General features: G+C 74.1%; 22 protein-coding genes and 1 pseudogene. 13 read left to right on the top strand and 10 right to left on the bottom strand.

What is annotated here, in order from left to right:
* Positions 1 to 179: 179 nt before the first annotated feature.
* The 3 genes from HDR73_RS14745 to HDR73_RS14735 all read right to left on the bottom strand — a co-directional run bounded on the left by HDR73_RS14745 (position 180) and on the right by HDR73_RS14735 (position 1,670).
* Positions 180 to 530 carry a DUF427 domain-containing protein gene (locus HDR73_RS14745; RefSeq protein ID WP_491624874.1) on the bottom strand — a complete coding sequence of 117 codons (351 nt, stop codon included), beginning with the start codon at positions 528 to 530 and terminating at the stop codon, positions 180 to 182.
* Positions 531 to 595: 65 nt separating this feature from the next.
* Positions 596 to 1,186 (bottom strand): 2-phosphosulfolactate phosphatase, encoded by a 591-nt coding sequence (locus HDR73_RS14740; protein ID WP_012297868.1) that lies wholly within the window; start codon positions 1,184 to 1,186, stop codon positions 596 to 598.
* Positions 1,170 to 1,670 carry an EVE domain-containing protein gene (locus HDR73_RS14735; RefSeq protein WP_041464307.1) on the bottom strand — a complete coding sequence of 167 codons (501 nt, stop codon included), beginning with the start codon at positions 1,668 to 1,670 and terminating at the stop codon, positions 1,170 to 1,172. Before HDR73_RS14735 ends, HDR73_RS14740 begins: the two co-directional genes overlap by 17 nt.
* Positions 1,671 to 1,739: 69 nt before the next feature.
* Between HDR73_RS14735 and HDR73_RS14730 the strand changes: the two genes are divergently transcribed.
* The 4 genes from HDR73_RS14730 to HDR73_RS14715 all read left to right on the top strand — a co-directional run bounded on the left by HDR73_RS14730 (position 1,740) and on the right by HDR73_RS14715 (position 5,598).
* Positions 1,740 to 2,315 carry a hypothetical protein gene (locus HDR73_RS14730; protein ID WP_012297866.1) on the top strand — a complete coding sequence of 192 codons (576 nt, stop codon included), beginning with the start codon at positions 1,740 to 1,742 and terminating at the stop codon, positions 2,313 to 2,315.
* Between the two features lie 53 nt (positions 2,316 to 2,368).
* The gene (locus tag HDR73_RS14725; RefSeq protein ID WP_012297865.1) at positions 2,369 to 3,016 is read left to right on the top strand and encodes a DUF1684 domain-containing protein; all 648 of its coding nucleotides are present in this window, start codon (positions 2,369 to 2,371) and stop codon (positions 3,014 to 3,016) included.
* 238 nt (positions 3,017 to 3,254) lie between these two features.
* Positions 3,255 to 4,796, top strand: coding sequence for a DEAD/DEAH box helicase (locus tag HDR73_RS14720; RefSeq protein ID WP_012297864.1), 1,542 nt, complete (start codon positions 3,255 to 3,257; stop codon positions 4,794 to 4,796).
* A 178-nt stretch (positions 4,797 to 4,974) separates the two neighbouring features.
* Entirely contained in the window at positions 4,975 to 5,598 is a 624-nt protein-coding gene (locus HDR73_RS14715; RefSeq protein WP_012297863.1) for a TetR/AcrR family transcriptional regulator, read from the top strand.
* 46 nt (positions 5,599 to 5,644) lie between these two features.
* Here the strand turns inward: HDR73_RS14715 and HDR73_RS14710 are convergent, their stop codons facing one another.
* Positions 5,645 to 6,199: an NUDIX hydrolase family protein gene (locus HDR73_RS14710; protein WP_012297862.1), complete on the bottom strand. Its 555-nt coding sequence runs from the start codon at positions 6,197 to 6,199 to the stop codon at positions 5,645 to 5,647.
* 165 nt (positions 6,200 to 6,364) lie between these two features.
* Here HDR73_RS14710 and HDR73_RS14705 point away from each other — a divergent pair, with 165 nt between their 5' ends.
* The 3 genes from HDR73_RS14705 to HDR73_RS14695 all read left to right on the top strand — a co-directional run bounded on the left by HDR73_RS14705 (position 6,365) and on the right by HDR73_RS14695 (position 12,744).
* Positions 6,365 to 7,006 carry an alpha/beta hydrolase gene (locus tag HDR73_RS14705; protein WP_041464306.1) on the top strand — a complete coding sequence of 214 codons (642 nt, stop codon included), beginning with the start codon at positions 6,365 to 6,367 and terminating at the stop codon, positions 7,004 to 7,006.
* A gap of 92 nt (positions 7,007 to 7,098) precedes the next feature.
* On the top strand, positions 7,099 to 11,913 hold the full coding sequence (locus HDR73_RS14700) for an ATP-dependent helicase (protein ID WP_041464305.1): 4,815 nt from the start codon (positions 7,099 to 7,101) through the stop codon (positions 11,911 to 11,913).
* A gap of 27 nt (positions 11,914 to 11,940) precedes the next feature.
* Positions 11,941 to 12,744: a DNA-formamidopyrimidine glycosylase family protein gene (locus HDR73_RS14695; RefSeq protein ID WP_012297860.1), complete on the top strand. Its 804-nt coding sequence runs from the start codon at positions 11,941 to 11,943 to the stop codon at positions 12,742 to 12,744.
* A gap of 94 nt (positions 12,745 to 12,838) precedes the next feature.
* Here the strand turns inward: HDR73_RS14695 and HDR73_RS14690 are convergent, their stop codons facing one another.
* On the bottom strand, positions 12,839 to 14,371 hold the full coding sequence (locus HDR73_RS14690) for an amino acid permease (RefSeq protein ID WP_012297859.1): 1,533 nt from the start codon (positions 14,369 to 14,371) through the stop codon (positions 12,839 to 12,841).
* 254 nt (positions 14,372 to 14,625) lie between these two features.
* Here HDR73_RS14690 and HDR73_RS14685 point away from each other — a divergent pair, with 254 nt between their 5' ends.
* Positions 14,626 to 15,639 carry a sigma-70 family RNA polymerase sigma factor gene (locus tag HDR73_RS14685; RefSeq protein WP_012297858.1) on the top strand — a complete coding sequence of 338 codons (1,014 nt, stop codon included), beginning with the start codon at positions 14,626 to 14,628 and terminating at the stop codon, positions 15,637 to 15,639.
* 87 nt (positions 15,640 to 15,726) lie between these two features.
* Here the strand turns inward: HDR73_RS14685 and HDR73_RS14680 are convergent, their stop codons facing one another.
* Positions 15,727 to 16,317 (bottom strand): ANTAR domain-containing protein, encoded by a 591-nt coding sequence (locus HDR73_RS14680; protein WP_041464820.1) that lies wholly within the window; start codon positions 16,315 to 16,317, stop codon positions 15,727 to 15,729.
* Positions 16,318 to 16,573: 256 nt separating this feature from the next.
* Between HDR73_RS14680 and HDR73_RS14675 the strand changes: the two genes are divergently transcribed.
* Together HDR73_RS14675 and HDR73_RS14670 are read left to right on the top strand one after the other, a co-directional pair.
* The gene (locus tag HDR73_RS14675) at positions 16,574 to 16,756 is read left to right on the top strand and encodes a PspC domain-containing protein (protein ID WP_012297856.1); all 183 of its coding nucleotides are present in this window, start codon (positions 16,574 to 16,576) and stop codon (positions 16,754 to 16,756) included.
* A gap of 124 nt (positions 16,757 to 16,880) precedes the next feature.
* Positions 16,881 to 18,761: an amidase family protein gene (locus HDR73_RS14670; protein ID WP_012297855.1), complete on the top strand. Its 1,881-nt coding sequence runs from the start codon at positions 16,881 to 16,883 to the stop codon at positions 18,759 to 18,761.
* A 78-nt stretch (positions 18,762 to 18,839) separates the two neighbouring features.
* Here HDR73_RS14670 and HDR73_RS14665 read toward each other — a convergent pair whose 3' ends face one another.
* Together HDR73_RS14665 and HDR73_RS14660 are read right to left on the bottom strand one after the other, a co-directional pair.
* The gene (locus HDR73_RS14665) at positions 18,840 to 20,225 is read right to left on the bottom strand and encodes an acid phosphatase (protein ID WP_106408669.1); all 1,386 of its coding nucleotides are present in this window, start codon (positions 20,223 to 20,225) and stop codon (positions 18,840 to 18,842) included.
* Positions 20,201 to 21,583 (bottom strand): serine hydrolase domain-containing protein, encoded by a 1,383-nt coding sequence (locus HDR73_RS14660; protein ID WP_041464304.1) that lies wholly within the window; start codon positions 21,581 to 21,583, stop codon positions 20,201 to 20,203. Before HDR73_RS14660 ends, HDR73_RS14665 begins: the two co-directional genes overlap by 25 nt.
* Before the next feature lie 297 nt (positions 21,584 to 21,880).
* Between HDR73_RS14660 and HDR73_RS14655 the strand changes: the two genes are divergently transcribed.
* Complete coding sequence (locus HDR73_RS14655; protein ID WP_012297852.1) at positions 21,881 to 22,288, top strand: hypothetical protein; 408 nt, start codon at positions 21,881 to 21,883, stop codon at positions 22,286 to 22,288.
* 113 nt (positions 22,289 to 22,401) lie between these two features.
* Here the strand turns inward: HDR73_RS14655 and HDR73_RS14650 are convergent, their stop codons facing one another.
* The gene (locus HDR73_RS14650) at positions 22,402 to 23,007 is read right to left on the bottom strand and encodes a nitroreductase family protein (RefSeq protein WP_012297851.1); all 606 of its coding nucleotides are present in this window, start codon (positions 23,005 to 23,007) and stop codon (positions 22,402 to 22,404) included.
* Positions 23,008 to 23,152: 145 nt separating this feature from the next.
* Here HDR73_RS14650 and HDR73_RS14645 point away from each other — a divergent pair, with 145 nt between their 5' ends.
* On the top strand, positions 23,153 to 23,965 hold the full coding sequence (locus tag HDR73_RS14645) for a hypothetical protein (RefSeq protein WP_041464303.1): 813 nt from the start codon (positions 23,153 to 23,155) through the stop codon (positions 23,963 to 23,965).
* A 587-nt stretch (positions 23,966 to 24,552) separates the two neighbouring features.
* Positions 24,553 to 25,320 (top strand): hypothetical protein, encoded by a 768-nt coding sequence (locus HDR73_RS14640; protein WP_287136472.1) that lies wholly within the window; start codon positions 24,553 to 24,555, stop codon positions 25,318 to 25,320.
* 18 nt (positions 25,321 to 25,338) lie between these two features.
* On the opposite strand, the pseudogene HDR73_RS14635 reads toward HDR73_RS14640, so the two are convergent.
* Positions 25,339 to 25,439, bottom strand: a pseudogene (locus tag HDR73_RS14635) (IS481 family transposase); the annotation flags it as partial.

The raw sequence follows: 25,439 nt of genomic DNA, 5'->3' as shown, positions 1-25,439 counted from the left end.
GCGCCGCTGCGGCAACCGCGCCAAGGTGCGCGCGCACCGCGCCCGGCAGCTGCGCGAGCGGCGGACGGGGATCCCGGCGCGCGTGGCGCCGGTCCGTCCCGCGACACCGGCCACGCCCGCCCCCGTGCACGACGACGGCCCGGGAGCCGGAGCCCCCGGGCCGTGATCGGCGATCCGCGTCACTCGCCGACGCGGACCTCCTTCCAGAACGCGACGTAGCCGCTGTAGTCGCGGCCGACGCGGTCGAACGACGACGGGATGGGCGTCGGGTACGACCAGGCGCGGTCCTGCAGCACGGTGTCGCCGTCCTTCACGGAGTAGTACTGCGTGTCGCCCTTCCACGGGCAGTGGTACGGCGTGGCGGTCTCGGCGAGGAGCGACATGTCGACGCTCGCGGGCGGGAAGTACCAGTTGCCCTCGATCTCGATGAGCTCGTCCTTCGGGGCCTCGGCGACGGTGACGCCGTTGATGACTGCCTTCATGTGATGACCTTCCGGTTGCGTGGCGTCGTCACGGGTGCGGCGCCTGATGCCCAGGGGAACACGCGCTCCTGGGCGCCCATTCCGCCCGTTCGGCGACCGGATCCCGCGCGGCCTCAGGCGTCGCGGTGGAGGCGGTGCACGACCACGTCGACGGGGCCCGCGGCGAGCGCCTCGGCGACCAGGCCGTCGTGCCCCGCGGCGGCGAGCCGGCGCGCGGACACGCTCGCGGTCACCAGGTGGCCGAGGGCCGGCCGGAGCTGCTGGTACGCGGCGCAGGCGACGGCGGCCTCGGGCGAGGTGGCGTCGATCCCCAGGGCGGCGAGCGCGTCGACCACGGCTCCCGCGGCGAGCTGGTCCTCGGCGCAGGCGCGCCAGGATCCGTCGGCCTCCACGGTGCCCGCGGCGACGACGGCCACGTACGCGCGGCGGCCGAGCGCGGTCTGCAGGGCGAGGATCCAGTCGGCGACGGCCGGGGCGTCGGCGAGGCCGGCGCTCACGACGGCCGGGCGCGCGGGCATCATCGCGAGGACCTCGTCCCGGCGGGCGACCGTGGGCGGCGGGACGGACGGGAGGGCGTCGACCCAGACGATGACGTCGGCGCCGGTCACGATGCGGCGGGCGCCGGCCACGCCGCCGTCGAGCCGGACCTGGTAGCGGGCCTGCGTCGACGGGTCGGGGTGCGCGGCGTCAGCGGAGGAGGTCACGATCCGATGCTACGGGCGTCCACGGGCCGGATCCTCCCCGGATGACGCGCCGCGACGGCTCGGGCGCCCCGCGGCGCATGGCCTGGCGGATCACCTCGAAGTCGTCGCGCGTGATCTCGAGGAGCCCGGGCGCGAGCTTCCGGCCCCACTCGAGGGAGTCGCGCGTGAAGTCGAGCACGGGCACGAGCGGGCGGATGGGCGCGTCGACCGCGCCGAGGTCCCACTCCATCCGCCGCCGCCACGGCCGCCACTCGCCCACGCGGCCCTGGTACGGCGCGGCGTCGGCCACCCGGCCGATGGCGGTGAACGCGCGGAGGAGCTGCCCGTCGGGGTACGACTCGCGCGGCGAGTAGTAGACGAATCCGTCGGCCTCGCCGAGCCGCTCGACGGGCTCGCGGGCGCCGCGGTTGACCTGCGCGATGCCGAGGTCCAGGCCGTCGAGCACGCGGTCGCGCGAGACGACGCCCACCCAGTACCTGATCATGTCCGTCCCATCCTGTCCCACGGCGGCAGGACGCCGGGCACGCCCAGCCGGGCGGAGCACACTGGATCCATGCGCGTGCTGCTGAAGACCATCCTCGACTGCGATCCCGACGCCGCCTGGCGCGCGCTCCACTCGCCCACCGTGATGCGGGAGGTCGCGGGCCCGCTCGTCGACTTCGTGCCGCTGGAGGACGGCGGCTTCCCCTCGAGCTGGGACGGCCGCGAGCACGTCGCCGCGATGCAGACGGGGCCGTTCACGGCGGGGCGCCAGAGCATCCGCCTGCGCGACATGAAGCCGCGCGTCGAGGGCGTCCGCATCGTGCGCGACGACGGCCACGGGCTCTCCGGGCTGATGTCGATCCCCACGAGCATGCGGCACAGCATGGCCGTGTCGCCGGATCCCGCGGGCCCCGACGCGGACGGCCGCGTCAAGACCCTCTTCCGCGACCAGCTGGAGTTCGAGGCCGGGCTACTCGGCCCCGCGATGTGGCCGACCTTCTGGGCCTTCTGGCAGTGGCGCGCGTTCCGCCTGCGCCAGCTCGCGCCGACGTGGGCGTACGACTGGGAGCCCGCGGCCGCGCCCGACGCGGACGACGCCCCGGCGGACGACGCCTCGGCCGCCGACGCGGGCTCGTCCGCCCGCTGACGTCGAGCACCGCGTCCCCGCGGCCCGCTCCCGCCGACGCGTACGGTGTCCCCATGCCCTCCGCCGTCACCGCCCTCCACGTCGCCGACTGGCGCCGCCGCACGCACGAGATGTACGCGGAGGTGCGCTGGGTCGCGCAGACGGATCCCGCCGCGGCTCACGCGCTCTGGCGCCGCTCGCGCGACGACATGTTCCGCAGCCACCCCGCGACGCCGCTCGTGCCCGAGCACCGCGCCGACTTCGACCGACTGGACGTGACGGAGTACGACCCGGCCTGGCGGTTCGAGCTGGAGATCCACGACGACCGCGGCGACGAGCGCCATGAGGTCGAGACGGGCACCGACGGCGTCGTGCCGTTCGAGCTCCTCGGATCCGTCCACATCCCGTCCGCCGACGGCCGCGAGGCCGGCAGCCTCGACGTCTGGCGCCTCGCCAGCTACGGCGGCGGACTCCACCTGCCCGTGAAGGACGCCTCGCACCGCCGCGAGGGCGGCACCTACGGGGGCGGGCGCTACCTGCTCGACACGGTCAAGGGATCCGACCTCGGGGCCGGCGCGCCCGGCTCGATCGTGGTCGACCTCAACTTCGCCTACAACCCCTCCTGCGCCTACGACCCCGAGTGGGCCTGCCCCCTCGCGCCGGCCGGTAACGTGCTCGACTTCGAGGTCCCCGTGGGCGAGATGGGCTTCCTCCCCGGCTGACCTGCTACGGTGGAGGCACTTGCGAGCACATCATCGTGCTCCCTGCGTCGAGAGAACGCGTTCCCTCCTCCGCCCGATCAGATCGCCGACACCGGCCGACGGGCGTGAGTGACATCTTTCTTACGGCGAACGGATGCGCCCATCGGCGCCTTCGCCATCCTCCGCTTCCGCGCTGCATCGGCACACCGCCGCATCAGCGCGTCGGGGCGGACCCCTGCCTGGAAGGCAACTCCCCCGCATGACCACTGACACCTTCGGCGCGCTCGGCGTGCCCGCCCCCCTCGTCTCCGCCCTCACGGCGAACGGCATCACGACGCCGTTCCCCATCCAGGTGGACACGCTCCCCGACACCCTGAACGGCCGCGACGTGCTCGGCCGCGGCAAGACCGGCTCCGGCAAGACGCTGGCCTTCGCCATCCCGATGATCGCGCGCCTCGGCGGCGGACTCGCCGGCGGCCGTCGTCGTCCGGGCCGCCCGCTCGGCCTCATCCTCGCGCCGACCCGCGAGCTCGCCACGCAGATCACGGCCGCCATGGCGCCGCTGGCCGAGGCGTACAACTTGACCACCACGACGATCTTCGGCGGCGTCTCGCAGCAGCGCCAGGTCGCGGCCCTCAAGGCCGGCGTCGACGTGGTCGTGGCCTGCCCCGGCCGCCTGGAGGACCTCATGAAGCAGGGCTTCGTGAACCTCGACGCCGTGGAGATCACCGTCCTCGACGAGGCCGACCACATGGCCGACCTGGGCTTCCTGCCCGTCGTCACGCGGATCCTCGACAAGACCCCGAACACTGGCCAGCGCATGCTGTTCTCCGCCACGCTCGACAACGGCGTGGACAAGCTCGTGCGCCGCTACCTGCACGACCAGGTGCTGCACTCCGTCGACGAGGCGAACTCGCCCGTCGCCGCCATGACGCACCACGTGTTCGAGGCGTCGGACGTCGAGGCCAAGCGCCTCCTCGTGCAGAAGCTCGCCGGGGGCTCCGGCCGCCGCATCCTCTTCATGCGCACCAAGCACCACGCGAAGAAGCTCGCGAAGCAGCTCACCGACGCGGGCATCCCGTCGGTCGACCTGCACGGCAACCTCTCGCAGGTCGCCCGCGACCGCAACCTCGCGGCGTTCTCCGCGGGCGACGTCAAGGTCCTCGTGGCCACCGACGTCGCGGCGCGCGGCGTGCACGTCGACGACATCGAGCTCGTGATCCACGTCGACCCGCCGGCCGAGCACAAGGCGTACCTGCACCGCTCGGGCCGCACGGCGCGCGCAGGCTCCGCGGGCGACGTCGTCACGATCATGCTGCCGGCGCAGCGCAAGGACGTGCAGCTCCTGATGCGCAAGGCCGACATCCACGTCACGCCGCAGCAGGTCACCGAGTCCTCCCCCGCCGTGGCCGAGCTGACGGGCGCCGTCGCGGCGTACGTGAAGCCCGCGCCGCGCGAGACGAAGTCGGTCCGCGAGACCACCCAGCGCCAGTCGCAGGGCGGCCGCGCGAACGGCGGCGGACGCTCGCAGGGCGCCAACGCGCAGCGCAAGCGCGCGGCCCGCGACGGCGCGCCCGTCGGCGGCGGACGTCGCGACGGTGCCTCCTCGGGTCGCCGCGACGGCGCCTCGGGCGGACAGCGCGGAGGTGCGCCCCGCAACTTCAGCACCTCGTCCGAGGGCTTCGGCGGCGGCTCGTCCGTCGGCACCGCACGTCCCCGCCAGGAGCGCCCCGCCGCGTCCGGCGGCGCCTCGGCCGGCGGCCGCGAGCGCACCCACCGCCGCGTCTCCAGCGGACGCTAGACCGCGCGGCGCGCATCGTGTGCCGGCATGACATCGAGGGCCCCGTCCACGGACGGGGGCCCTCCGTCGTCCCCGGAGGGACGCACGACGACGCGTCCGTGCCCCGAGTCTCCACAGCTGAGGCAGTGCCTGTTGACGGTCGCGCGGACGCCCGGCGGCATCCGGTTACGGTGAGCCAATGACTCGCGTCGCCCTCGCCACCCGTGGCCCGTACCGCAAGGGCGTGGAGCGCAGGGAGCTCCTCATCCGCACCGCCATCGAGGTGTTCGCCGAGCAGGGCTACCGGAGCAGCTCGCTGCGGGAGATCGCGTCCCGGGCGGAGATCACGCCGGCCGGCCTGCTGCACCACTTCAGCGGCAAGGAGGAGCTGCTGCTCGCCGTGCTCGAGCGCCGCGAGGAGCGCCTCGCCGCCGCCATCGAGCTGCACCGCCCCCGCAGCGTCGCGGAGCACGCGGCCGTGGTCATCGCCGACGGGGAGCAGAGCGCGTGCCTCACGCGCATCATCGCCGTCGTCTCGTCGGAGGCATCGGCCGCCGGCCACCCGCTGCACGAGCTCTTCCGCGAGCGCCGCGCCCGGGAGCTGGAGCGCATCACGGCGGGCGTCGTCGTCGACCAGGCACGCGGCCTCATCGACCCCCACCTCGACCCGGAGGCGGCCGCCGCCGTCGTGCTCTCGGCCATGGATGGCCTGCACGTGCAGCGCGGCTACGGCGTGGGGGCGGGCGCGAGCCAGGCCTTCGAGGACCTGCGCCGCCACTACCTCGAGCCGCCGCAGTTCGCGGAGCGGGCGTCCGCGGTCTGAGCCGACGGCCGGGCTCGGTTCGCGCCGGACGGCCGCTCGGATCCGCCTAGGGCAGCACGCCCACCGAGGCGAGGGCCGCGCGGAGCAGCGCGCCGCGGCCGCCCTCCATGTCGGCCGAGACCGCATCGGACGCGGCCTCCTCGGGCGTCATCCAGGTGATCTCGAGGGCGTCCTGGCGCGGATCGCACGTGCCGGTCACGGGGACCACGTACGCGAGCGAGACGGCGTGCTGCCGGTCGTCGGTGTACGGGCTCGCGCCGGGGAACGGGAAGTACTCGGCGACCGAGAACGGCGTCGGGCTCGCGGGGAGCTGCGGGAACGCCATCGGCCCGAGGTCCTTCTCGAGGTGGCGGAAGAGCGCGTCGCGCAGGGTCTCGCCGTACATCACGCGGCCCGAGACGAGCATGCGGGTCATCTGCCCGGTGACCGTCGCGCGCAGCAGCACGCCGATGTCCTTGACCCGGCCCATGCCGTCGACCCGCACGGGCACGGCCTCCACGTAGAGGAGGGGCAGCCGCTGCCGGATCTGCGCCAGCTCCACGTCCGACAGCCAGCCGGAGTTCGGGTCGGGGATGTTCGGGTCCGGGGTGCGAACGGTCATGGTCCATTGTCACCCACGGCCGGAGCGCGACGGCCACCCGGCGCGCTGGCCGGCTCCCGTGGTCGATCGCGGGACGGCTGCCCGGCCGGCTGCCGGGGCCGGATGCGAGGATGGGCCGCCCGGCCGCCCCGCACGCGCACCCGCACCCGCACCGAAGAGGACACCGTGACCGCTCTGCCGCTGGATCCCGACGCCGTCCTCTGGTCGGCCCCCACCGCCGAGCTCGCCGATCGTCCGCTGCTGGTGCTGCTGCACGGATACGGATCGCACGAGGGCGACCTGTTCGGGCTGTCGCCGTACCTGCCGCTCGCGCCGGTCGTCGCGTCGCTGCGCGCGCCCATCGCGCTGCAGGGCGGCCACGCGTGGTTCCCGATCGTGCCCGGATCGACCGGCGACCCGGATCCCGACGCCGCCGACGCCGCCGCGCAGGGCGTGCTCGACTGGCTCGACGCGCTGCCCGCGACCCCGCGCTCGGTGGGGCTCCTCGGGTTCAGCCAGGGCGGCGCCACCGCGCTCCAGCTGCTGCGGCTCGCGCCCGGGCGCTTCGCGTACGCGGTGCAGCTCAGCGGGTTCTCGGTGCGCGGCGAGCACGACGGCGACGCGGCGCTCGCGGCCGCACCGACCCCGGTGTTCTGGGGCCGCGGCACGGCCGACCAGGTGATCCCGGAGGCGGCCGTCGCGCGCACGGCCGCGTGGATCGGCGACCACACCGCCCTCACGGAGCGCATCTACGAGGACCTGCCGCACTCGGTCTCCGCGGCCGAGCTGCGGGATGTGTCGGCGTTCATCCGGGAGCACGCGGGCTGATCCGCGGCGCCGCCCGGCCTGCCGTCCTCCGGCGAGCGCCGTGCGAGCGCCCGACCCGGCGCGTTGTCGGTGGTCCGGAGGAGGATGAGCAGATGGATCCCGTCCTCGCGCGCTTCTCCCCGGCCACCCGGGAGTGGTTCCAGGGCGCGTTCCCCGGCCCCACGGCCGCGCAGACCGGCGCGTGGGAGGCCGTGCAGAAGGGGTCGCACGCGCTCGTCGTGGCGCCCACCGGATCCGGCAAGACGCTCGCGGCGTTCCTGTGGTCCATCGACCGGCTGGCGTCGCGGCCGGCACCGGAGGACCCGATGCGACGCACGCGCGTCCTCTACATCTCGCCACTGAAGGCGCTCGCGGTCGACGTGGAGCGGAACCTCCGCTCGCCGCTCGTGGGCATCGTGCAGACGGCGAAGCGGCTGGGGGCCGAGCCGCCCGAGGTCACCGTCGGCGTGCGCTCCGGCGACACCCCGGCGGCCGACCGGCGCTCGCTCGCGAAGACGCCGCCGGACATCCTCATCACCACGCCCGAGTCGCTGTTCCTCATGCTCACGTCGGCCGCGCGCGAGACGCTCGCGGGGGTCGAGACGGTCATCGTCGACGAGGTGCACGCGGTCGCGGCCACCAAGCGCGGCAGCCACCTCGCGCTGTCGCTCGAGCGGCTCGACGCGCTGCTGGAGAAGCCGGCGCAGCGGATCGGGCTGTCCGCCACCGTGCGGCCGCCCGAGGAGGTCGCGCGGTTCCTCGGCGGGCGCTCGCCCGTCTCCATCGTGTCGCCGAAGAACACGAAGGAGTTCAACCTGCGGGTCATCGTGCCGGTCGACGACATGACCGAGCTCGGCACCACGGCGCCGCTCGAGGGGTCGGCGGCGCAGGGCGACCAGCCGCAGCAGGGGTCCATCTGGCCGCACGTGGAGGAGGGCATCGTCGACCTCGTGCTCCAGCACACGTCGTCGATCGTCTTCACGAACAGCAGGCGGCTGGCCGAGCGGCTCACGGCGCGGCTCAACGAGATCTACGCGGTGCGCATCGAGGAGGGGCGGATCGATGCGGAGGGGCGCGTGGTCGCGGCCTCCGACGCCGTGCCCGTGCTCGCGGGGGCGGCCGCCGGTTCCGGTGCCGGTCCCGGGTCGGCGCGGTCCACGGACTTCTCGGCCACCCGCCGCACCGCCCCGCGCCCGCCCGCCGAGCTCATGGCGCAGGCGGGGAGCATGGAGGGCGCGGATCCCGTGCTCGCCAAGGCGCACCACGGATTCGTCTCGAAGGAGCAGCGCGCCCGCATCGAGGACGACCTGAAGTCCGGCCGCCTCCGCTGCGTGGTCGCCACGTCGAGCCTCGAGCTCGGCATCGACATGGGCGACGTCGACCTGGTGGTGCAGGTGGAGGCGCCGCCGTCGGTCGCGAGCGGGCTGCAGCGCGTCGGCCGGGCCGGGCACCAGGTGGGCGAGGTCTCGCGCGGCGTCATCTTCCCCAAGCACCGGGCCGACCTCATCCACTCGGCCGTCGCCGCCGAGCGCATGGCGAGCGGGCAGATCGAGTCGCTGCGCGTGCCCGCGAACCCGCTGGACGTGCTCGCGCAGCAGACCGTCGCGGCCGTCGCGCTCGAGCCGCTGGGCGTCGAGGAGTGGTTCGACATCGTGCGGGGGAGCGCGCCCTTCGCGACCCTGCCGCGCTCCGCGTACGAGGCCACGCTCGACCTGCTGAGCGGCCGCTACCCGTCCGACGAGTTCGCGGAGCTGCGACCCCGCATCGTGTGGGACCGGGACGAGGGCACCATCGAGGGGCGGCCGGGCGCGCAGCGGCTCGCGGTCACCTCGGGCGGCACCATCCCCGACCGCGGCCTCTTCGGCGTGTTCATGGTCGGCGAGAAGGCGTCCCGTGTGGGCGAGCTCGACGAGGAGATGGTCTACGAGTCGCGCGTCGGCGACGTGTTCGCGCTCGGGGCCACGAGCTGGCGGATCCAGGAGATCACGCATGACCGCGTGCTCGTGACGCCCGCGTTCGGCGAGCCCGGCAAGCTGCCGTTCTGGAAGGGCGACGGGCTCGGGCGGCCGCTCGAGCTCGGGCGGGCCATCGGCGCGTTCGTGCGGGAGCTGTCGGGATCCGCCGTCGACGACGCCCGGGCGCGCGCCGGCCGCGTGGGCCTCGACGACCGCGCGGTCAACAACCTGCTCGCGTTCCTCGACGACCAGAAGAAGGCCACCGGCCACGTGCCGAACGACCGCACCCTCGTGGTCGAGCGCTTCCGCGACGAGCTCGGCGACTGGCGCGTGGTGCTGCACTCGCCCTACGGGATGCAGGTGCACGCGCCCTGGGCGCTCGCGGTCGGCGCGCGGGTCACCGAGCTGTACGGCATCGACGGCGCCACCATGGCCAACGACGACGGCATCGTGGTGCGCATCCCCGAGACCGACGGCGAGCCGCCGGGGGCCGACCTGTTCGTGTTCGAGCCCGACGAGCTGGATGCGATCGTCACGCGCGAGGTCGGCGGATCCGCGCTGTTCGCGTCCCGGTTCCGCGAGTGCGCCGCGCGCGCCCTCCTGCTGCCGCGCTACAACCCGGGCCGCCGCTCGCCGCTCTGGCAGCAGCGTCAGCGCGCGTCGCAGCTGCTCGACGTGGCCCGCAAGTTCCCGGCGTTCCCCATCGTGCTCGAGACCGTGCGCGAGGTGCTGCAGGACGTCTACGACCTGCCCGCGCTCACGTCGCTCGCGAAGGACATCGAGGCCCGGCGCATCAAGATCGTCGAGACCACCACGGAGGACGCGTCGCCGTTCGCCCGCAGCCTCCTCTTCAGCTACGTCGGCGCGTTCATGTACGAGGGCGACAGCCCGCTCGCCGAGCGCCGGGCCGCCGCGCTCTCGCTCGACGCGGGGCTGCTCAGCGAGCTGCTCGGGCGGGCGGAGCTGCGCGAGCTGCTGGATCCGGCGGTCATCGCGCGCACCGAGCTCGAGCTGCAGCGCACGGCGCCCGACCGGCGCGCGAAGGGCCTCGAGGGCGTGGCCGACCTGCTGCGGATCCTCGGCCCGCTCGACGCCGAGGAGGTCGCCGTGCGCCTGGAGCCCGAGGAGGCCGGGTCCGCCGCCGACCACCTCGACGCGCTCGTGGCCGGCAAGCGCGCGCTCCGCGTCTCGTTCGGCGGGCAGCCGCGGGTCGCCGCCATCGAGGACGCGAGCCGTCTCCGCGACGCCCTCGGGGTGCCGCTGCCCATCGGCACGCCGCTCGCGTTCGTCGAGCCGGTCGCGGATCCGCTCGGCGACCTCGTCGGCCGGTACGCCCGCACGCACGGGCCGTTCACCATCGCGGACGCGGCCACCGGCATCGGCCTCGGATCCGCCGTCATCGCCGACACGCTCGCCCGGCTCGGCGCCCAGCGGCGCGTGGTCGAGGGCGAGTTCCGACCGGGCGCGTCTGGCAGCGAGTGGTGCGACGTCGAGGTGCTCCGGCGCCTGCGGAGCCGCTCGCTCGCGGCGCTCCGCAGTGAGGTCGAGCCGGTCGAGCAGGCCGCGTTCGCGCGCTTCCTCCCCGCGTGGCAGCACGTGGCGGGCGCGGACCGCGAGCGCGGGCTCCGCGGGGTCGACGGCGTGCTGCAGGTCATCGAGCAGCTGGCCGGCGCGCCCGTCCCCGCCTCCGCGTGGGAGACGCTCGTGCTCCCGGCGCGCGTGCGCGACTACACGCCGGCCATGCTCGACGAGCTCACGTCCACCGGCGAGGTCATCTGGTCCGGCGCCGGCACGCTCGCGGGCGCCGACGGGTGGGTGAGCCTGCACCTCGCCGACCAGGTCGCGCTCACGCTGCCCGAGCCCGACGCGCACGACACCGACGAGCTGCAGCGCGAGATCCTCACAACGCTCGGCACAGGCGGCGGCTACTTCTTCCGTCAGCTGAGCGACGCCGTGGGATCCACGGACGACAAGGCGCTCGTCACCGCGCTGTGGGACCTCGTGTGGGCGGGCCTCGTCACGAACGACACGCTCTCGCCGCTGCGGGCGCTGCTCGCGGGCGGATCCACCGCGCACAAGACGCCGCAGCGGGCACCGCGCGGGCGCATGTACCGGGGCGGGCGGATGCCGCGGCCCGACATGCCCACGCGCACGGGACCGCCGACCGCGGCCGGGCGCTGGTCGATCGTGCCGCTCGCCGAGACCGACGCGACCGTGCGCGCCGCCGGCACGGCCGAGCTTCTGCTGGAGCGGTACGGCGTCGTCACGCGCGGATCCGTCATGACCGAGCGCGTGCCGGGCGGCTTCGCGCTCACGTACAAGGTGCTCGCGGGCTTCGAGGACACCGGGCGCGCGCGCCGCGGGTACTTCATCGAGACGCTGGGGGCGGCGCAGTTCTCGACGGGCGGCACGGTGGATCGGCTGCGCGGGTTCACCCGTGATCCCGATGCGGGCGGGCGGCCGTTGAACGCGCTGACGCTCGCGGCCACGGATCCGGCGAACGCGTACGGGGCGGCGCTGCCCTGGCCGCGGCTCGACGGGTCGTCGCCCGACGCGGACGGCGGCACGGGGGCGGGTGTCGGCATGGAGGCGACCGACACGGAGGCGACCGGCGACACGGGAGCCGACGGCGCGTCCACGGCGATCGCGGAGTCCGGCAGCGTCGATGCCCGCGGCGAACGGCCCACCGGGCACAGGGCCGGCCGGAAGGCGGGCGCGCTCGTGGTGCTGGTCGACGGCGCCCTCGTGCTCTACGTGGAGCGCGGCAGCAAGACCGTGCTGCGGTTCGACGACGACGAGGCGGTGATCCGCGCGGCGGCCGAGTCGCTCGGCCAGATCGTGCGGCGCGGCGGCGTCGCGAAGCTCGCGATCGAGAAGGTGAACGGCGCGTTCATCCTCGGAACGCCGCTCGGCACCGCGCTCCAGGAGCACGGCTTCTCGGCGACGCCGCGCGGGCTGCGGATGCGCTCGTGAGCGGCGCCCGGGCGACGGGATCCGCCCGTGCCTGAGGGCGACACCGTCTGGCGCACCGCGACGCACCTGCACGAGGCCATCGGCGGCCAGGTGCTCACGCGCAGCGACTTCCGCGTGCCGAAGTACGCGACGCTCGATCTCGCGGGCCAGGAGGTCGACGAGGTCGTGAGCGTCGGGAAGCACATCCTGCACCGCGTCGGCGACCTCACGATCCACAGCCACCTGAAGATGGAGGGCTCCTGGCACATCTACCAGCACGGCACCGCGTGGCGGCGGCCGGCGTTCGAGGCGCGCGTCGTGCTCGAGACGGCGGAGCGCGTCACGGTGGGGTTTTCGCTGGGGGTGCTGGAGGTGATCCCCCGCGACCAGGAGCACACGGTGGTGGGGCACCTGGGGCCCGACATCCTCGGGCCGGACTGGGGCGACGAGGCGGCCGAGGAGATCGTCCGGCGCATCGCCGCGCAGCCGGACCGGGCCATCGGGCTGGCGCTGCTCGACCAGCGGAACGCCGCCGGCATCGGCAACGTCTACCGGGCCGAGCTCTGCTTCCTCCGCGGCGTGCTGCCCACCCGGCCGGTGCGCGAGGTGCCGGACCTCCCCGCGATGATCGCGCTCGCCCGCCGCACCATGCGCGCGAACCGCGACCGCATCGAGCGCACCACCACGGGCGACCTGCGCCGCGGCCGCACCGACTGGGTCTACGGACGCAAGGGCAAGGCGTGCCTGCGGTGCGGCACGCGGATCCTGCAGGGCCAGCTCGGCGACCCCGTGCGCCCCGGCATGGGCGCGCAGGACCGGGTCACCTACTGGTGCCCGCGCTGCCAGACCTGACGCGCGATCCCGACGCCCGCACCACGCACGGCGCCCGCCGCGTCCGGGCGGACACGGCGGGCGCGTGGGGCGTCGACGGTGCGGCGCGCGTGCATCAGTCCCGCGGCGTCGCCGCCGACGGCAGCTCGGGCGCGGGCTCGCCGCCCGCCGCGATCCGCGCCTCCTCCTGGCCGACCAGCGAGTGCCGGCGTCCGTAGAGGAAGTAGACCGCGAAGCCGAGCGCGAGCCAGACGAGGAAGCGGACCCAGGTGAGCGTCGTGAGGTTGAGCATCAGCCACACGCAGAGCACGGCCGAGAGGATCGGCAGCCACGGCATGAGCGGCACGCGGAACGCCGCGCGGATGTCGGGCCGCTTCTTCCGCAGCACGATCACGCCGATGCTCACGAGCACGAAGGCGGAGAGCGTGCCGATGTTGATCATCTCCTCGAGCACGCCGACGTCGGTGAACCCGGCGAGGGCCGCGACGACGACGCCCGCGATGATCTGCACCCGCACCGGCGTGCGGCGCTTGGCGCTCGTGCGGCTGAGCCCGCGCGGCAGCAGGCCGTCGCGGCTCATCGCGAAGACGACGCGCGCGAGGCCGAGCAGCAGCACCATGAGCACGGTGGTGAGGCCGAGCAGCGTGCCGATGGAGATGACCTGCGCCGCCCACCCGGCGCCCACCGCGGTGAACGCGGTCGTGAGCGACGGCTCCTTCGCATCCGCCAGCACCGTGTACGGCACCATGCCGGTGAGCACGAGGGTCACGAGCACGTAGAGCACGGTCACGACCGCGAGGCCCGCGAAGATCCCCCGCGGCAGGGTGCGCTGCGGGTCCTTGACCTCCTCGGCGCTCGTGGCCACGACGTCGAAGCCGATGAACGCGAAGAACACGAGCGACGCCCCGGCGAGCAGGCCGTACAGGCCGTACTGGGTGGGCTCCTGGCCGCTCGCCCAGGAGAAGAGGGACTGGGTCCAGACGTCGGCGGATCCGCCCTCGGTCGGGCGCTGCGGCGGGATGAACGGCGAGTAGTTCTCCGCCTTCACGTAGAACGCGCCCACGACGATCACGAACAGGACGACCGCGACCTTCAGCACCGTGAAGACGCTCGACACGCGGCTGGAGAGCTTGGTGCCGAGGACGAGCAGCACGGTGAAGATCGCGGTGATGAGCACGGCGCCCCAGCTGATGCCGAGCCCGAACACCGTGATGGTGGAGGGGATGTCGAGCCCGGCGAGCTTCAGCGCGGACTCCAGGTAGATGCCCCAGTACTTCGCGATGACCGCAGCCGCCGTGAGCATCTCGAGGATGAGGTCCCAGCCGATGATCCACGCGAGCAGCTCGCCCATGGTCGCGTAGGTGAACGTGTACGCGCTGCCCGCGACGGGCACGGCGGACGCGAACTCGGCGTAGCACATGATCGCGAGGCCGCACGTGACGGCGGCGAGCACGAACGCGAGCGTCACCGACGGACCCGCGTAGTTCCCGGCGGCCTTCGCGCCGACGGAGAAGATGCCGGCGCCGACCGCGACCGCGACGCCCATGAGCATGAGGTCCCAGGTGCCGAGGGAGCGGGTGAGGCTGCGTTCGCCTCCCGCGGCGTCGGCCAGCGACGACTCGATGCTCTTCGTGCGGAACAGGCTCATGGGGCGTCCGTTCGGTGGTGGCGGCTCGGGGAACGGGGATCGAGCCTACCGGCGGGCGAGCCGCGCCCCCGTCGTGGGGCGCTGCTCCGTGCTGGTGCGGATGCGCGGGTGCTCGACACGCCCGGCCCGCGGAGAAGCGGGAGAAGCAGTGCGGAGAAGTGATCCGAGCACCTAGGCAGGCATGAGGAGCAGTGCTTCTCTGGAGGAGCGGTCAAGCAGCGTGCCGCGTCCGACACGAGTCCGGAAGGTCCTGAGTGACCGGAACGCTGCGCCCGCGCGCCCTCGCCGCCGCCCCGCCCGCCTCGCGCGGATCCGCCTCCCGCGCACCTGCATCGGCGATCCCGCTGGCCACGCCGCGCCCCCGCACGCCGCCGCTCGCGCCCGAGGCGACGCCCGAGCCCGCACCCGACCTCACGGCAGCGCGCGACGAGAAGCGCCGCGTGACGCACGACCGGTTCGTGCGCGCCGCCGCTGCGGCCGAGGACCCCGCGGGCGAGGCCGAGCGCCGCCGCCTGCACGACCAGATCGTGCTCGACCACCTCGAGCTCGCCGACCAGCTCGCCCGCCAGCACTCGGGCCGCGCCCACGACTGGAGCGACCTCCGCCAGGTCGGCTACCTCGGGCTCGTGAAGGCCGCGCGCCGCTACGACCCCGGCTTCGGCGCGCCGTTCGTGTCGTTCGCGATCCCCACCATCTCCGGCGAGATCAAGCGCCACCTGCGCGACAACGGGTGGATGGTGCGTCCGCCCCGCCAGATCCAGGAGCTGCGGCACGCGCTGCTCGCGGTCGTGCCCGCGCTCACCCAGCGGCTCGGCCGCACGCCCACCGACGCCGAGCTCGCCGCGCACACCGGGCATCCCCGCGAGGAGGTCATGGAGGCGCTCGCCGCGCACTCCAGCCTGCGGCCCGCGTCCCTCGACCACACGGTGCACGAGCACGAGGGCATCTCGCTCGCGGACACCCTCGGCGCCGACGACCCCGGCTATGCACGCGCCGAGCGCACGGTGCTGTTGGACGCCGCGCGCGGGGTGCTCAGCGAACGCGACCGGCGGATCCTGCACCTGCGCTTCGTCGACGAGTGCAGCCAGAGCGAGATCGCGGCCGAGCTCGGCGTGACGCAGATGCAGGTCTCGCGGCTGCTCGCGCGGATCCTCGGGGCGTTGCGCGCCGAGCTGACCCGCGGCGAGGCCGAGGCCCTGCCCGAGGTGGCGCCCCTGGCCGCCGTGTCGCCGATCCGGCCGAGCGGGGTCGACCGCCGGACGGCCTGAGGCCGCGCGCCGACGTCGGCATCGACGCCCGCCCGCGGCTCGGCGGCCCGGCGTCCCGCCGCGCTCCGCCTCGCCGGCGGGATCCGCTCAGCCGCCGGGCAGCGCGCCCGTCTCCACGATGCCGCGCGCGACCTCGACGAGCTTCACGTTGCCGTCCTGCGAGTAGCGGCGGAGCACCTGGAACGCGCGGTCGGCGTCGAGCGAGAAGCGCTCCATGAGGATCCCCTGGGCCTGCCCGATGACGGATCGCGACGCGAGGCCCACGGCGAGGTCGTCCGCCGCGTCCCAGGCGGCGAGCGCGATACGCGCGTGCACCGCGACCTCCTCGGCCACGACGCGATCGGCCGCGTCGAGGGATCCGGTGGCGCGGTGCAGCGCGACGGCCCCGCCCGCGTCGCGGCGCGCGTCGGGACGCTTCCCGGCGCCGTCGGCCATCGCGACGACCAGCAGCCGTGATCCGACCGGCACGGGATCTGCCTCGAGGACCGCGCGGAGCTCGGCGCCGGACTCCCCCGCGACCACGATCTCGGACGCGCGCGGCAGGATCACCGCCGCGCCCGTTGCCGATGATGCCTCGAGGAGCGCGGAGAGCAGCAGCTCGACGCCGGCGGCGCGGCTCGGGGCGGCGTGGAACGCGGCGACGACGCGGACGGGCAGGGCCGAGCGGTGCTGCTCCATCCGGTCCTCCCGTGCGTTCGGGGACGTCGGCGACTCGCGGACCGCGGGAGGCCCGGACCCGCGGCGGCGCGGGGAGACGCCGAGCCCCGGCTCGACCATTCGAGTATCGCACCATGGATTTGCGCGCAAAGCATATGGCGGGAGAACTCACGGGGAGACTTGCGCTGCGGCAGCCGCGCGCGAACGGCGCACGCGCGGCCGCGCGGCGCGGACACCCGCCTGGCGGCCTCGGAACCACGCCTGCCATGCTCGACGCATGGCCACCCTCACTCGTCCCCGTCGCGGGAAGATCATCGCCGGCGTCTGCGCCGCCCTCGCCGACCGCTTCGGCGTCAGCCGCTTCCTCGTGCGACTGCTGTTCGTGCTCTCCATCGTGCTGCCGGGCCCGCAGGTGCTGCTGTACCTGATCCTCTGGATCGTCTTCCCCAAGCAGCGCTGACCCGGCCCGGGCCGCCGCGCACCGCTGAGCGTCGCCGACCCGGGATCGTCCCGCGCCGGAAACGCCGCCGCAACACCCGGTTCCCAGACTGGGGAGACGCCTCTCCCCGTCTGGATGGATCCGCATGCCCGCTCGTCGACGCGCCCGTGCCCGGATCCTGCCCGCCGGTCGCGCCCTCGCCGCGGCAGCGCTCGCGGTCGGCCTCGCGGCGGGCGGCGGGATCCACGCGGCGCCGGCCCGGGCGTCCGCCGACGACGCCTCCTCGGCACCCGCGGCGACCGATCAGGCCGCCCCGGCCGTCGTCGACCTGGGCGTCGCGGACGCGGTCGCGCTCCTCGAGTCCGGATCCACCACCTCCGTCGCCCTGACCCGCGCCTACCTCGCGCGCATCGACGCGTACGACGACGACGGAGCCGACGGGAAGGGCCTCCAGGCCGTCATCACCGCGAACCCGGACGCGCTCGCGACGGCCACCACGCTCGACCCGGAGCGCGCGGCCGGCACGATCCGGGGCCCCTTGCACGGCGTGCCCGTCGTCGTGAAGGACAACCACGCCACGGCCGACATGCCCACCACCGTCGGCAGCGCGGCCCTCCGCGACTACCGGACCGCGGCCGACTCGACCGCGGTCGCGCGGCTGCGGGCGGCCGGGGCGATCATCCTCGCGAAGACGAACACGTCCGAGTTCGCGTGGCATGGCACCTCCACGCTGAGCTCCGCGCGCGGCCGCACGGCGAACCCGTACGACCGGTCGTGGAGCGCGAGCGGTTCCAGCGGCGGCACGGCGGCGGCGGTCGCGGCCGCGTACGCGCCGGCGGGCCTCGGCACCGATTCGTGCGGATCCATCCTGGGACCGGCCGCGCACCAGTCGCTCGTCGGCTTCCGGCCGACGATGGGCCTCACGAGCACGGCCGGCATCGTGCCGCTCTCTCCCCGGCAGGACGTGTCCGGCCCGATGACCACGACGGTCGCCGACGCCGCGCTCCTCACCGAGGTGCTCGCGGGGCGCGACCCGGCGGATCCGCTCACGGCCATCGTCGACGAGCAGGCCACCGACGCGTACGTCGCCGGCCTCCGCCCCGACGCGCTGGCGGGGAAGCGGATCGGCGTGGTGCGCTGGCCGTCCGAGGAGGATCCCGAGCGGCCGGGCCTCGCCGAGACGACCGCCCTGTTCGAGCAGGCCGTGCGCGACCTCGAGGCCCAGGGCGCCGAGGTCGTGGAGGTGCCGCTCACGCGGGAGTTCGTCGAGCAGACGCTGCAGAGCGGCGGGTGGCGGGACATGCGGCCGGCCATCGACCGCTTCCTCCGCGAGACGCCCGCCACCTGGTCGGCGCGCGTCGCGGCCCGCACCGAGCCCCCCGACGTGCTGTCGTTCGCCGACGTGATGGCCGACCGGCCGAGCGCCCTCACCGACGGCGACATCGCCTACTTCCTCGGCCACGAGGACATCCCGAACCCGGAGTACGAGAGGTCGATCGCGGAGCAGGACGCGGGCAAGGCGGCGGCGGACGCGTTCTTCGTCGAGCAGGGCGTCGACGCCCTCGCGATGCCCACGAGCGCCACGAGCGCGACGCCGGCCTGGGCGGGCACCACGTTCTGCGACATCGGCGCGAACACCGGGATCCCGACGATCTCGGTGCCCGCCGGCTTCACCTCGACGGGCGCACCGGTCGGCCTGGAGCTCGCCGCGCCCCGCAGCCGCGACGGCGACCTGCTCGCGATGGCGTACGCGTACGAGCAGGCGACGCGGCACCGGGTCGCGCCGGGGTCGACGCCGGAGCTCGGCTCCGCTCCGGACACCGCGGATGCGGCGGCTGCGACGACGGACGAAGGCGCCGCCGCGCCCGCTGATCCCTCCCCGCAGGCGCTCGGCGCGGTCCGCACGGCGGGCATCGGGATCAACACGCTCGCCGAGAACCTCGCCATCGCCGCGGGCCTCGCCGCCGCCGGCGGGCTCGTCGCCGCCACGGGCCTCCTGTATCGCCGGCGTCGCGTCGCGGCCTGAGCCCTGCGCCCCCCTACGGACGATGGAGGGGCGGGCGGCCACGCGGCCACCCGCCCCTCTCGGCGGACACGGATCCGGTCAGCGCTTCCCGGTCTTCACGAGCGACACCGTGCCGTCGGCCGTCACCACGACCTTCGCGGCCATCGCGGCCGGGAGGTCGATGCGCTGCCAGCTGCCCTCGGTGCCCTCGTCGAGGGGCTCGCCCGAGTCGATGGCGGTGAGCGCGAGCACCTGGCGGCGCTGCTCCGGCGTGAGGTCGGGGTGGCTCGTGATGAGGAGCGACTCGGCGCCCGTGGGGACCGTGATCGGCTGGCCCTTGTCACCGACGCGCGGGAAGTCGTAGCTCATGCGCTGCTCGTAGACCTTCAGCGCCTGCTTCGTGGACAGGTACGGCTTGTCCTTCGCGATGCAGACGGCGAGCGCCGCGCCGCACTTGGCCTCGAGCACCGTGCGCAGCTCGGTCGACGCCTGCTCGAACAGCGTGCGGAACTCCGGGTCGGACCAGCGGCGCTCGACGATCTTCTGGCCCATCATGCGGCCGGCCATCACGTCGAGCGGGTAGTGCGCGCCCATGATGATGCGGTTGTTGCCGGCGTCGGAGGCGCGGGCGAGGATCTGCGGCGCGAGCTCCGGCAGCATCGTCGCGAGCGCGGTGCCCTGCCAGAACGCCTGCGAGGTGTGGCCGCTGGGGTACGAGCCGTCCTGGCCGGCCCACGCGTTGCCGCCCGGCTTGTCGCGGTACTTGAGCTTCAGCGGGAACGCGACGTAGGGGCGCGGGTTGGCGAAGTACGTCTTCACGGGGTTGGTGGACGAGTACTTGCCGACGAGGCCGCCGTTCTTGGCGAGCAGCGCATCCGTCTTCGGCAGCTGGCCCGCCTCGCGCGCCGTGCGGTAGATCTCGCCGAGGTCCTTGCCGAGTCCATCCGACATCGTGATGGACATGTCGGCGTACTGGTCGATGATCGCCCGGGCCGACTGCGCCTTCGTGGCGGCCTGGTTGATCGTGATGGTCTTCTTGTCGTTGAGCTTCATGATGTCGGGCCGGTTCGCCTTAAGCGAGGTGAACTGGTCGAGCATCGGCACGAAGTCGTAGGTGCTGTTCGACGGGTACGGGGCGTCGAGCGTGGCCTGGTCGAAGGGCGCGACGGCCGGGGCGGTGGCGGCGCTCGTGGCCGGCGTGGTGGGCGCGTCGGCGGCGGTCGCGGCGGTGACGCCGGTGCCGGTGAGCAGCAGGCCGAGGATCGCGGTGGTCGACAGCAGCGTCGCGGTGCGGGCGCGGGGACGTCGGAACGGGGTGGTGATGATGGTGCCTCTCGTCGGGAGCGGGCGGCCGTGCGGCCTCCGGCACTGTATGGATCTCGCGTGACGCGGATCCTTCCGGGAGGTGGAGCGGAGGTGGCCGGGCGGTGCGCGCCCGGCCACCTGCTCGCGGGGCGGCCTCAGCCGCGCGACCTCGGGACCCACGCGCGCGTCTCGGGCTCCAGCGTCATGCCGCCGCCCGCGCGGATCCGATCGACGGAGCCGTCGGCGGCGCGGTCGACCGTGACCTCCTCGCCGACGGATCCGAACCCGTCGCCCTCCACGATGCGCGCGGACGAGTCGTCCGTCGCCTCGAGCACGTCCACCGACTCGAGCGGGTGCTCCGCCTGCGGGTCGATGCGGAGGAAGCGGTCGCCGACCACCTGGAAGTCCTGCATCCCCCAGACGTTCGCGAACCGGCCCGTGAAGGGCGCCTCGACGGCGGCGCGCTCCGCGTCGGTGGCGGCGGAGTCGGCGAGCAACAGCTCGAGGATGCCCGTGCTGAGCGCGGCCGCGGGGCCGTCGATCGCGTTCGTGAGCACGCTGACCGCCCAGCCGCTCACGGGATCCACCGCCGTGCGCGTGATGTGGCCCGGGTACCCGCCCGAGTGGCCGAGCACGGTGGCCTCGTGCTCGCCCGATCCGACGCGCTCGATGATGAGGCCGTAGCCGTAGCGGCGGGTGCCGGCCGGATCCGCGCCCGTGACGTACCGCGGCCGCTGCTGGGCGCGCTTCGACGCGGCCGAGATGAGCCGCTCGTCATCGGGCAGCACGAGCGCGGAGAAGAAGGTGACGAGCTCGGACGCGGTGCTCGTGACGCCGGTGGCCGCGGCCATGGCGCGCGTGTCGACGTGCGGGAGGACGGTGCGCTCGCGCGAGGTGCGGAGCGAGGTGGAGGCCGCCGCGTACTCGTCCGCGCGCGCCGGGACGTACTCGGCCGTGGTGTCGCGGAGGCCGAGCGGCGCGATGATCCGCTCGTCGATGTAGTCCGCGAAGGACAGGCCGGACGCCGACTCGATCACGAGGCCGAGGAGCGAGTACCCGATGTTGGAGTAGTTGAACGCGGTGTCGGGCGCGACCTTGGCGACGCCGGGCGTCGTCGCGATGGCGAGGAGGTGCCGCCGGTCCGGGAACGGGCCGGAATGCTGCCAGTGGTCGCCGTCGAACCCGTCGCGGAGGACTCCCGCGCCGTGCTCGAGGAGGGCGGCGATCGTGACGTCGGCGAGCTCGGATCCCGCCTCGGCCAGCTCGGGCACGTGCACGCCGAGCCGGTCGTCGAGGCGGAGGGCGCCCTGCTCGGCGAGCTGCAGGATCGCGGTGGCGGCGAACGACTTGGAGTGCGACGCGACGCGGAACAGGTGCGCGGGCGTGAGCGGCGCGCCCGTCGTGGGATCCGCGACGCCGAACGCCTCCGACAGCACGAGATCGCCGTGCCGGGCGATGGCGACCTGGGCACCGGGGACGCGGGTCTGCCAGACGCGGTGGTCGAGCCAGGTGCGGACGTAGTCGAGGATCTCGGTCATGGGGGCTCTCCGGGGATCGGGGACGGCGGGCGTGCCGGACTCTACGCGAACCGGGCTCGCCCCCACCCGATCCGTCGAGCGAACCGCGGGCACCCTGCCCAGTCCGCGGAGCGAACGTCTTGCGCTCCCCGCTGGGCGCCGCCTGGACGGGCGGGACGATCCGCGGGCCCGTCCCGTCTCCTGGGTGACGCATCACCCGACAGGAGCAGCCATGACCGACTCGACCCGCGGATCCCATGCCGCGCAGAACGCCGCCGTCCACCCGACCGACGACGTCGCCGTCCGCGGAGCCGCACGATGAGCGCCCGCATGGCCGGCCCGCTCCTCCGTCGCCGTCTGCGGGCCACGCACGCGGCCGCCGTCACCGGTCTGGTCGTGGTGCTCGTGGTCGTGGTCGTCGTCCTGCTGCCCGTGCTCGGGTTCATCGGCGCGGCCGACGCGGCGACCGTCGGCCAGCTGGACGTGCCCGTGACCCTCATCGCTCTCGGCGTCGGGGTGTCGCTGGTGGTCGCGGTCGTGATGCTCGTGGTCTCCGCCCGCACCCGGGACGGCCGCGTCGCGTGGGTCGCGGCGGTCTCCGCCGTGGTGGCGACGCTCGTGGGATCCGCCTGGCCGCTCGTCGCGACCGTGATCGCGAGCGTCGACCAGGTGCAGGACGCCATCCCGTTCGTGCAGGACCTCGTCGGGCGCGTGCTCGGCGGCTGACGCGCACGGGTGGGTGACCCGAGCACCCGCCACAGCGCGCCCGGACGCGACGACGGCCGCCGACCCGAGGGTCGGCGGCCGTCGTCGAGCGGGGGGCATCGCCACCCGGGCGGCTACTCGCGGACGAGCACCAGCTCCGAGAGCGGCAGGCGCGAGCGCGGCGCCGTCTCGCGCTCGGCGAGCGGGCCCTCCAGCGCATCGGCGGGGGCGACCACGCCGACCGCCGTGACCGTGAGCGGCTGCAGGTTCTCGGGCAGGTCGAACGCGGCGGACAGCTTGTCGAACTCGACGCCGGCCATCTGGTGCGTGTGCAGGCCCTCGGCCTGCGCCTGCACGGAGAGGTGCGCGACGGCCTGGCCGAGGTCGTAGGCCACGTACGGGCGCTTCTCGCCCTCGACCGTGGAGGTCTCGGCGATCGCGACGACGAGCGCCGACGCGTTGACGGCCCACGCCGCGTTGAAGCCGACGAGCGAGTCGACGATGATGTCGAACGCGTGCGTGCCGCGGCGGGCGACGATGAAGCGGCGCGGCTGCTGGTTGCTGCCGGACGGCGCCCAGCGCGCGGCCTCGAGCAGCGCGTCGAGCTGCTGGTCGGAGACGGTCGCGGTCGCGTCGAAGGAGCGCGGGCTCCAGCGGGTGTCGAGCTCGCGCACGATCGGCACGGCCGTGTCGGCGGTGCGCTCGGTGGATGCGGGACTGGCGCTCTCGGTGAGGGTCATGGCGATTCCTTCGGTCGATGTCGGGGATGCGGCACTCCGTCGGGCCTCGCGGGACGCCGCCCGGCTATTCCTGCGTGACGCCGGGCGTCGGCCGACCCCAAAGGGGGCCGTGTGGGAATCACGCGGAGGCCTGTACGGTCCGGACATGAGCGACGGTGAAGGTTCTGGGTCCTACGTCTACCTGTACCGCACGATCGGCGCGGCCGGGAAGCCGAAGTACGTGGGATATGGGACGACACCCGCGCGTGCTCTCACGCACTCGTCGGGGAGTCACAACACCGCCCTAGAGGATTGGATCGGCCAGGGCGACTATGCCCTCGAGATCGCCGGGCCCTTCGCGAACGAGTCGACCGGCCACGAGGTGGAAGCCGCCCTCATCTCGGCGCTGAAGCCGGAGTTCAACGTGGCGAGCGGCGATGGGCATGCCTTCGTGCCGCTCGGGGTGCCGCCGGAGCTGGCTGAGCGCATCAGCATTGCACCGGTCGATGAAGCCGCCCTGGCACGTCAGGCCGGCGGAGCGCTCATCGTCTACCTTGCTGCCGGCAAGGTGATGCGGGACGGCCGCGCCATGGCGGATCCCAGCAACCCGGACGAGACCGTCATCGCTGCGGATGCGGAAGCGTGGTGGCAGATCAATCGGCACATGGCCGGGTGGCGCGAGAGACCTGAGGAGACGCCTCGCACCCTGGTGGCGGTGCACGGGCCGCGACCCCGTTCGCGATTCGTCATCGGCGCCTTCACGATCGACGTGGACCGCCTCCTCCTCGGTGCAGAGGATCTCCGCGACGGCTCGCTGTGGAAGATCCCGCTCATCAACCGAACGGACGCGGATGCCGCGGGTCTGCGCGGCCGCAAGCTGACCGAGAGCACATTCGGCCAGGGCCGCCACCGCGTCTACCACTGGGTGGGTGCGGATGGCGTGACCCATTGGGACGGTCGCACGCACCCCACCTCCTGACCCCACGAGGAGAGGCTCCGCGGGCGAGCGCTCTCGTCGATCCGCGAGCGGGTCGGGCACGTCCTCGAAGCGTCCCGACTCCGCCGAGCGGCCGGCCGCCTCCATGAGGGCGAGGCTGCCGAGGTTGTCGCGGCCGCTCGTCTCGGGCGGCGGGCCGCCGAGGATCGAGAGGGCGAAGGCGCGCAGGCCCGCCGCGCGGCCGAGGAGCGGCAGGGTCTCCAGGTCGCGCTCGCGCTCGGCGTCGTCGGAGCCGTCGGCATCGCGGATCCCGACCCGGTCGGCGGACACGCCCTCGCCGCGGCTCGTGAAGGTCAGCTCGCCGTCCTCGCCGGAGATGCGCCACTCGCCCGCCCACGGCGTGACGGGTCCGCGGTGCAGCCAGCTACCAGGCCAGTGGCCGATGAGGCCGCCGAGCGACCGGGAGGCGCATGGGAGATCAGCGGCCGGGGCCGCGGCACCGCCTGTAAACAGTGCGGCGCACCGCTGGCTACCCCTGGCTTATCGTGAGCGCGTTTCCCTCCGCTCTCGCCGACCGCTAAGCATGATCCTTCCCCGACCACCCCACAACGACCGTGAACGGATGCGCCATGCCCTCTCACCCTCCCCGCCCTTCGGCGCTCGCCCTCGCGCCGCTTTCCCGCGCGCTCGGTCACCTCCGCGCTTCCCGTCGCCTCCGCAACCTGCGGCGCACCCTGCCCGTCGCCGCCGCCGCCGCGACCCTCGTCGTCATCGCCACCTTCGCCGTCGCTCCCCCGTCCGCGCACGCGGCGGAGGCGTCGATCGCGCACTCCATCTCCCAGGACACGGTGGAGCAGGACATCCTCTCCGGTCGCATCTCCATCGACCAGCTGGTCGACGCGGCCGTCGCCGCCCGCTCGGGAGCGCCCGACGCACCGCCCATGAGCAGGTCGGAGATCACGCGGCAGATGAGCGAAGAGGTGCAGGCCCTCCGGACACAGCCCACGACCGCTACTCCGGGCTCGGACGTGCAGGACGACGACCCCGGCGCAGCCGCCGGTCCCGGCACTGGCACTGGCACTGGCACTGGCGTCGGCGTCGCTAAGTTCTCGTTCAAGAAGCTCTTCGGCAAGATTAAGGGCTTCTTCCGCCACGGGGTGACCCTGGACATCCCCCTGTGGAAGGTGATGCTGGGCAATGGCGCCCTCGTGACGGCCGCCGCCGTCACGAGCGTGGCATGTGCCTCGTTCCTCGTCCTCTCGTGCGCGCTGGTCGCCGGCGCCCTCATCGGAGCCAGCGGCTACGTCTTCTGGCTCCTCCACCAGTGCGTGCGCAATCAGGACCGCACGTGGCACCTGACGCTGCCGGACGTCCACCGGAGCTGGTGCAGCAAGTAGGGCGCTAGGTGTACTGGGTCATGACGTTGGTGACACTCGGGCCGCGGGCGTGAGCCCGTGGCTTGAGTGGATTCGTTCAGTGTTGTAGTGCTCGATGAAGGGGTCAAGCGCGTCGGCGC

The organism is Clavibacter sp., from assembly GCF_014802555.1.
GTDB lineage: Bacteria > Actinomycetota > Actinomycetes > Actinomycetales > Microbacteriaceae > Clavibacter > Clavibacter sepedonicus.
This window is presented reverse-complemented; position numbering and strand designations above follow the sequence as displayed.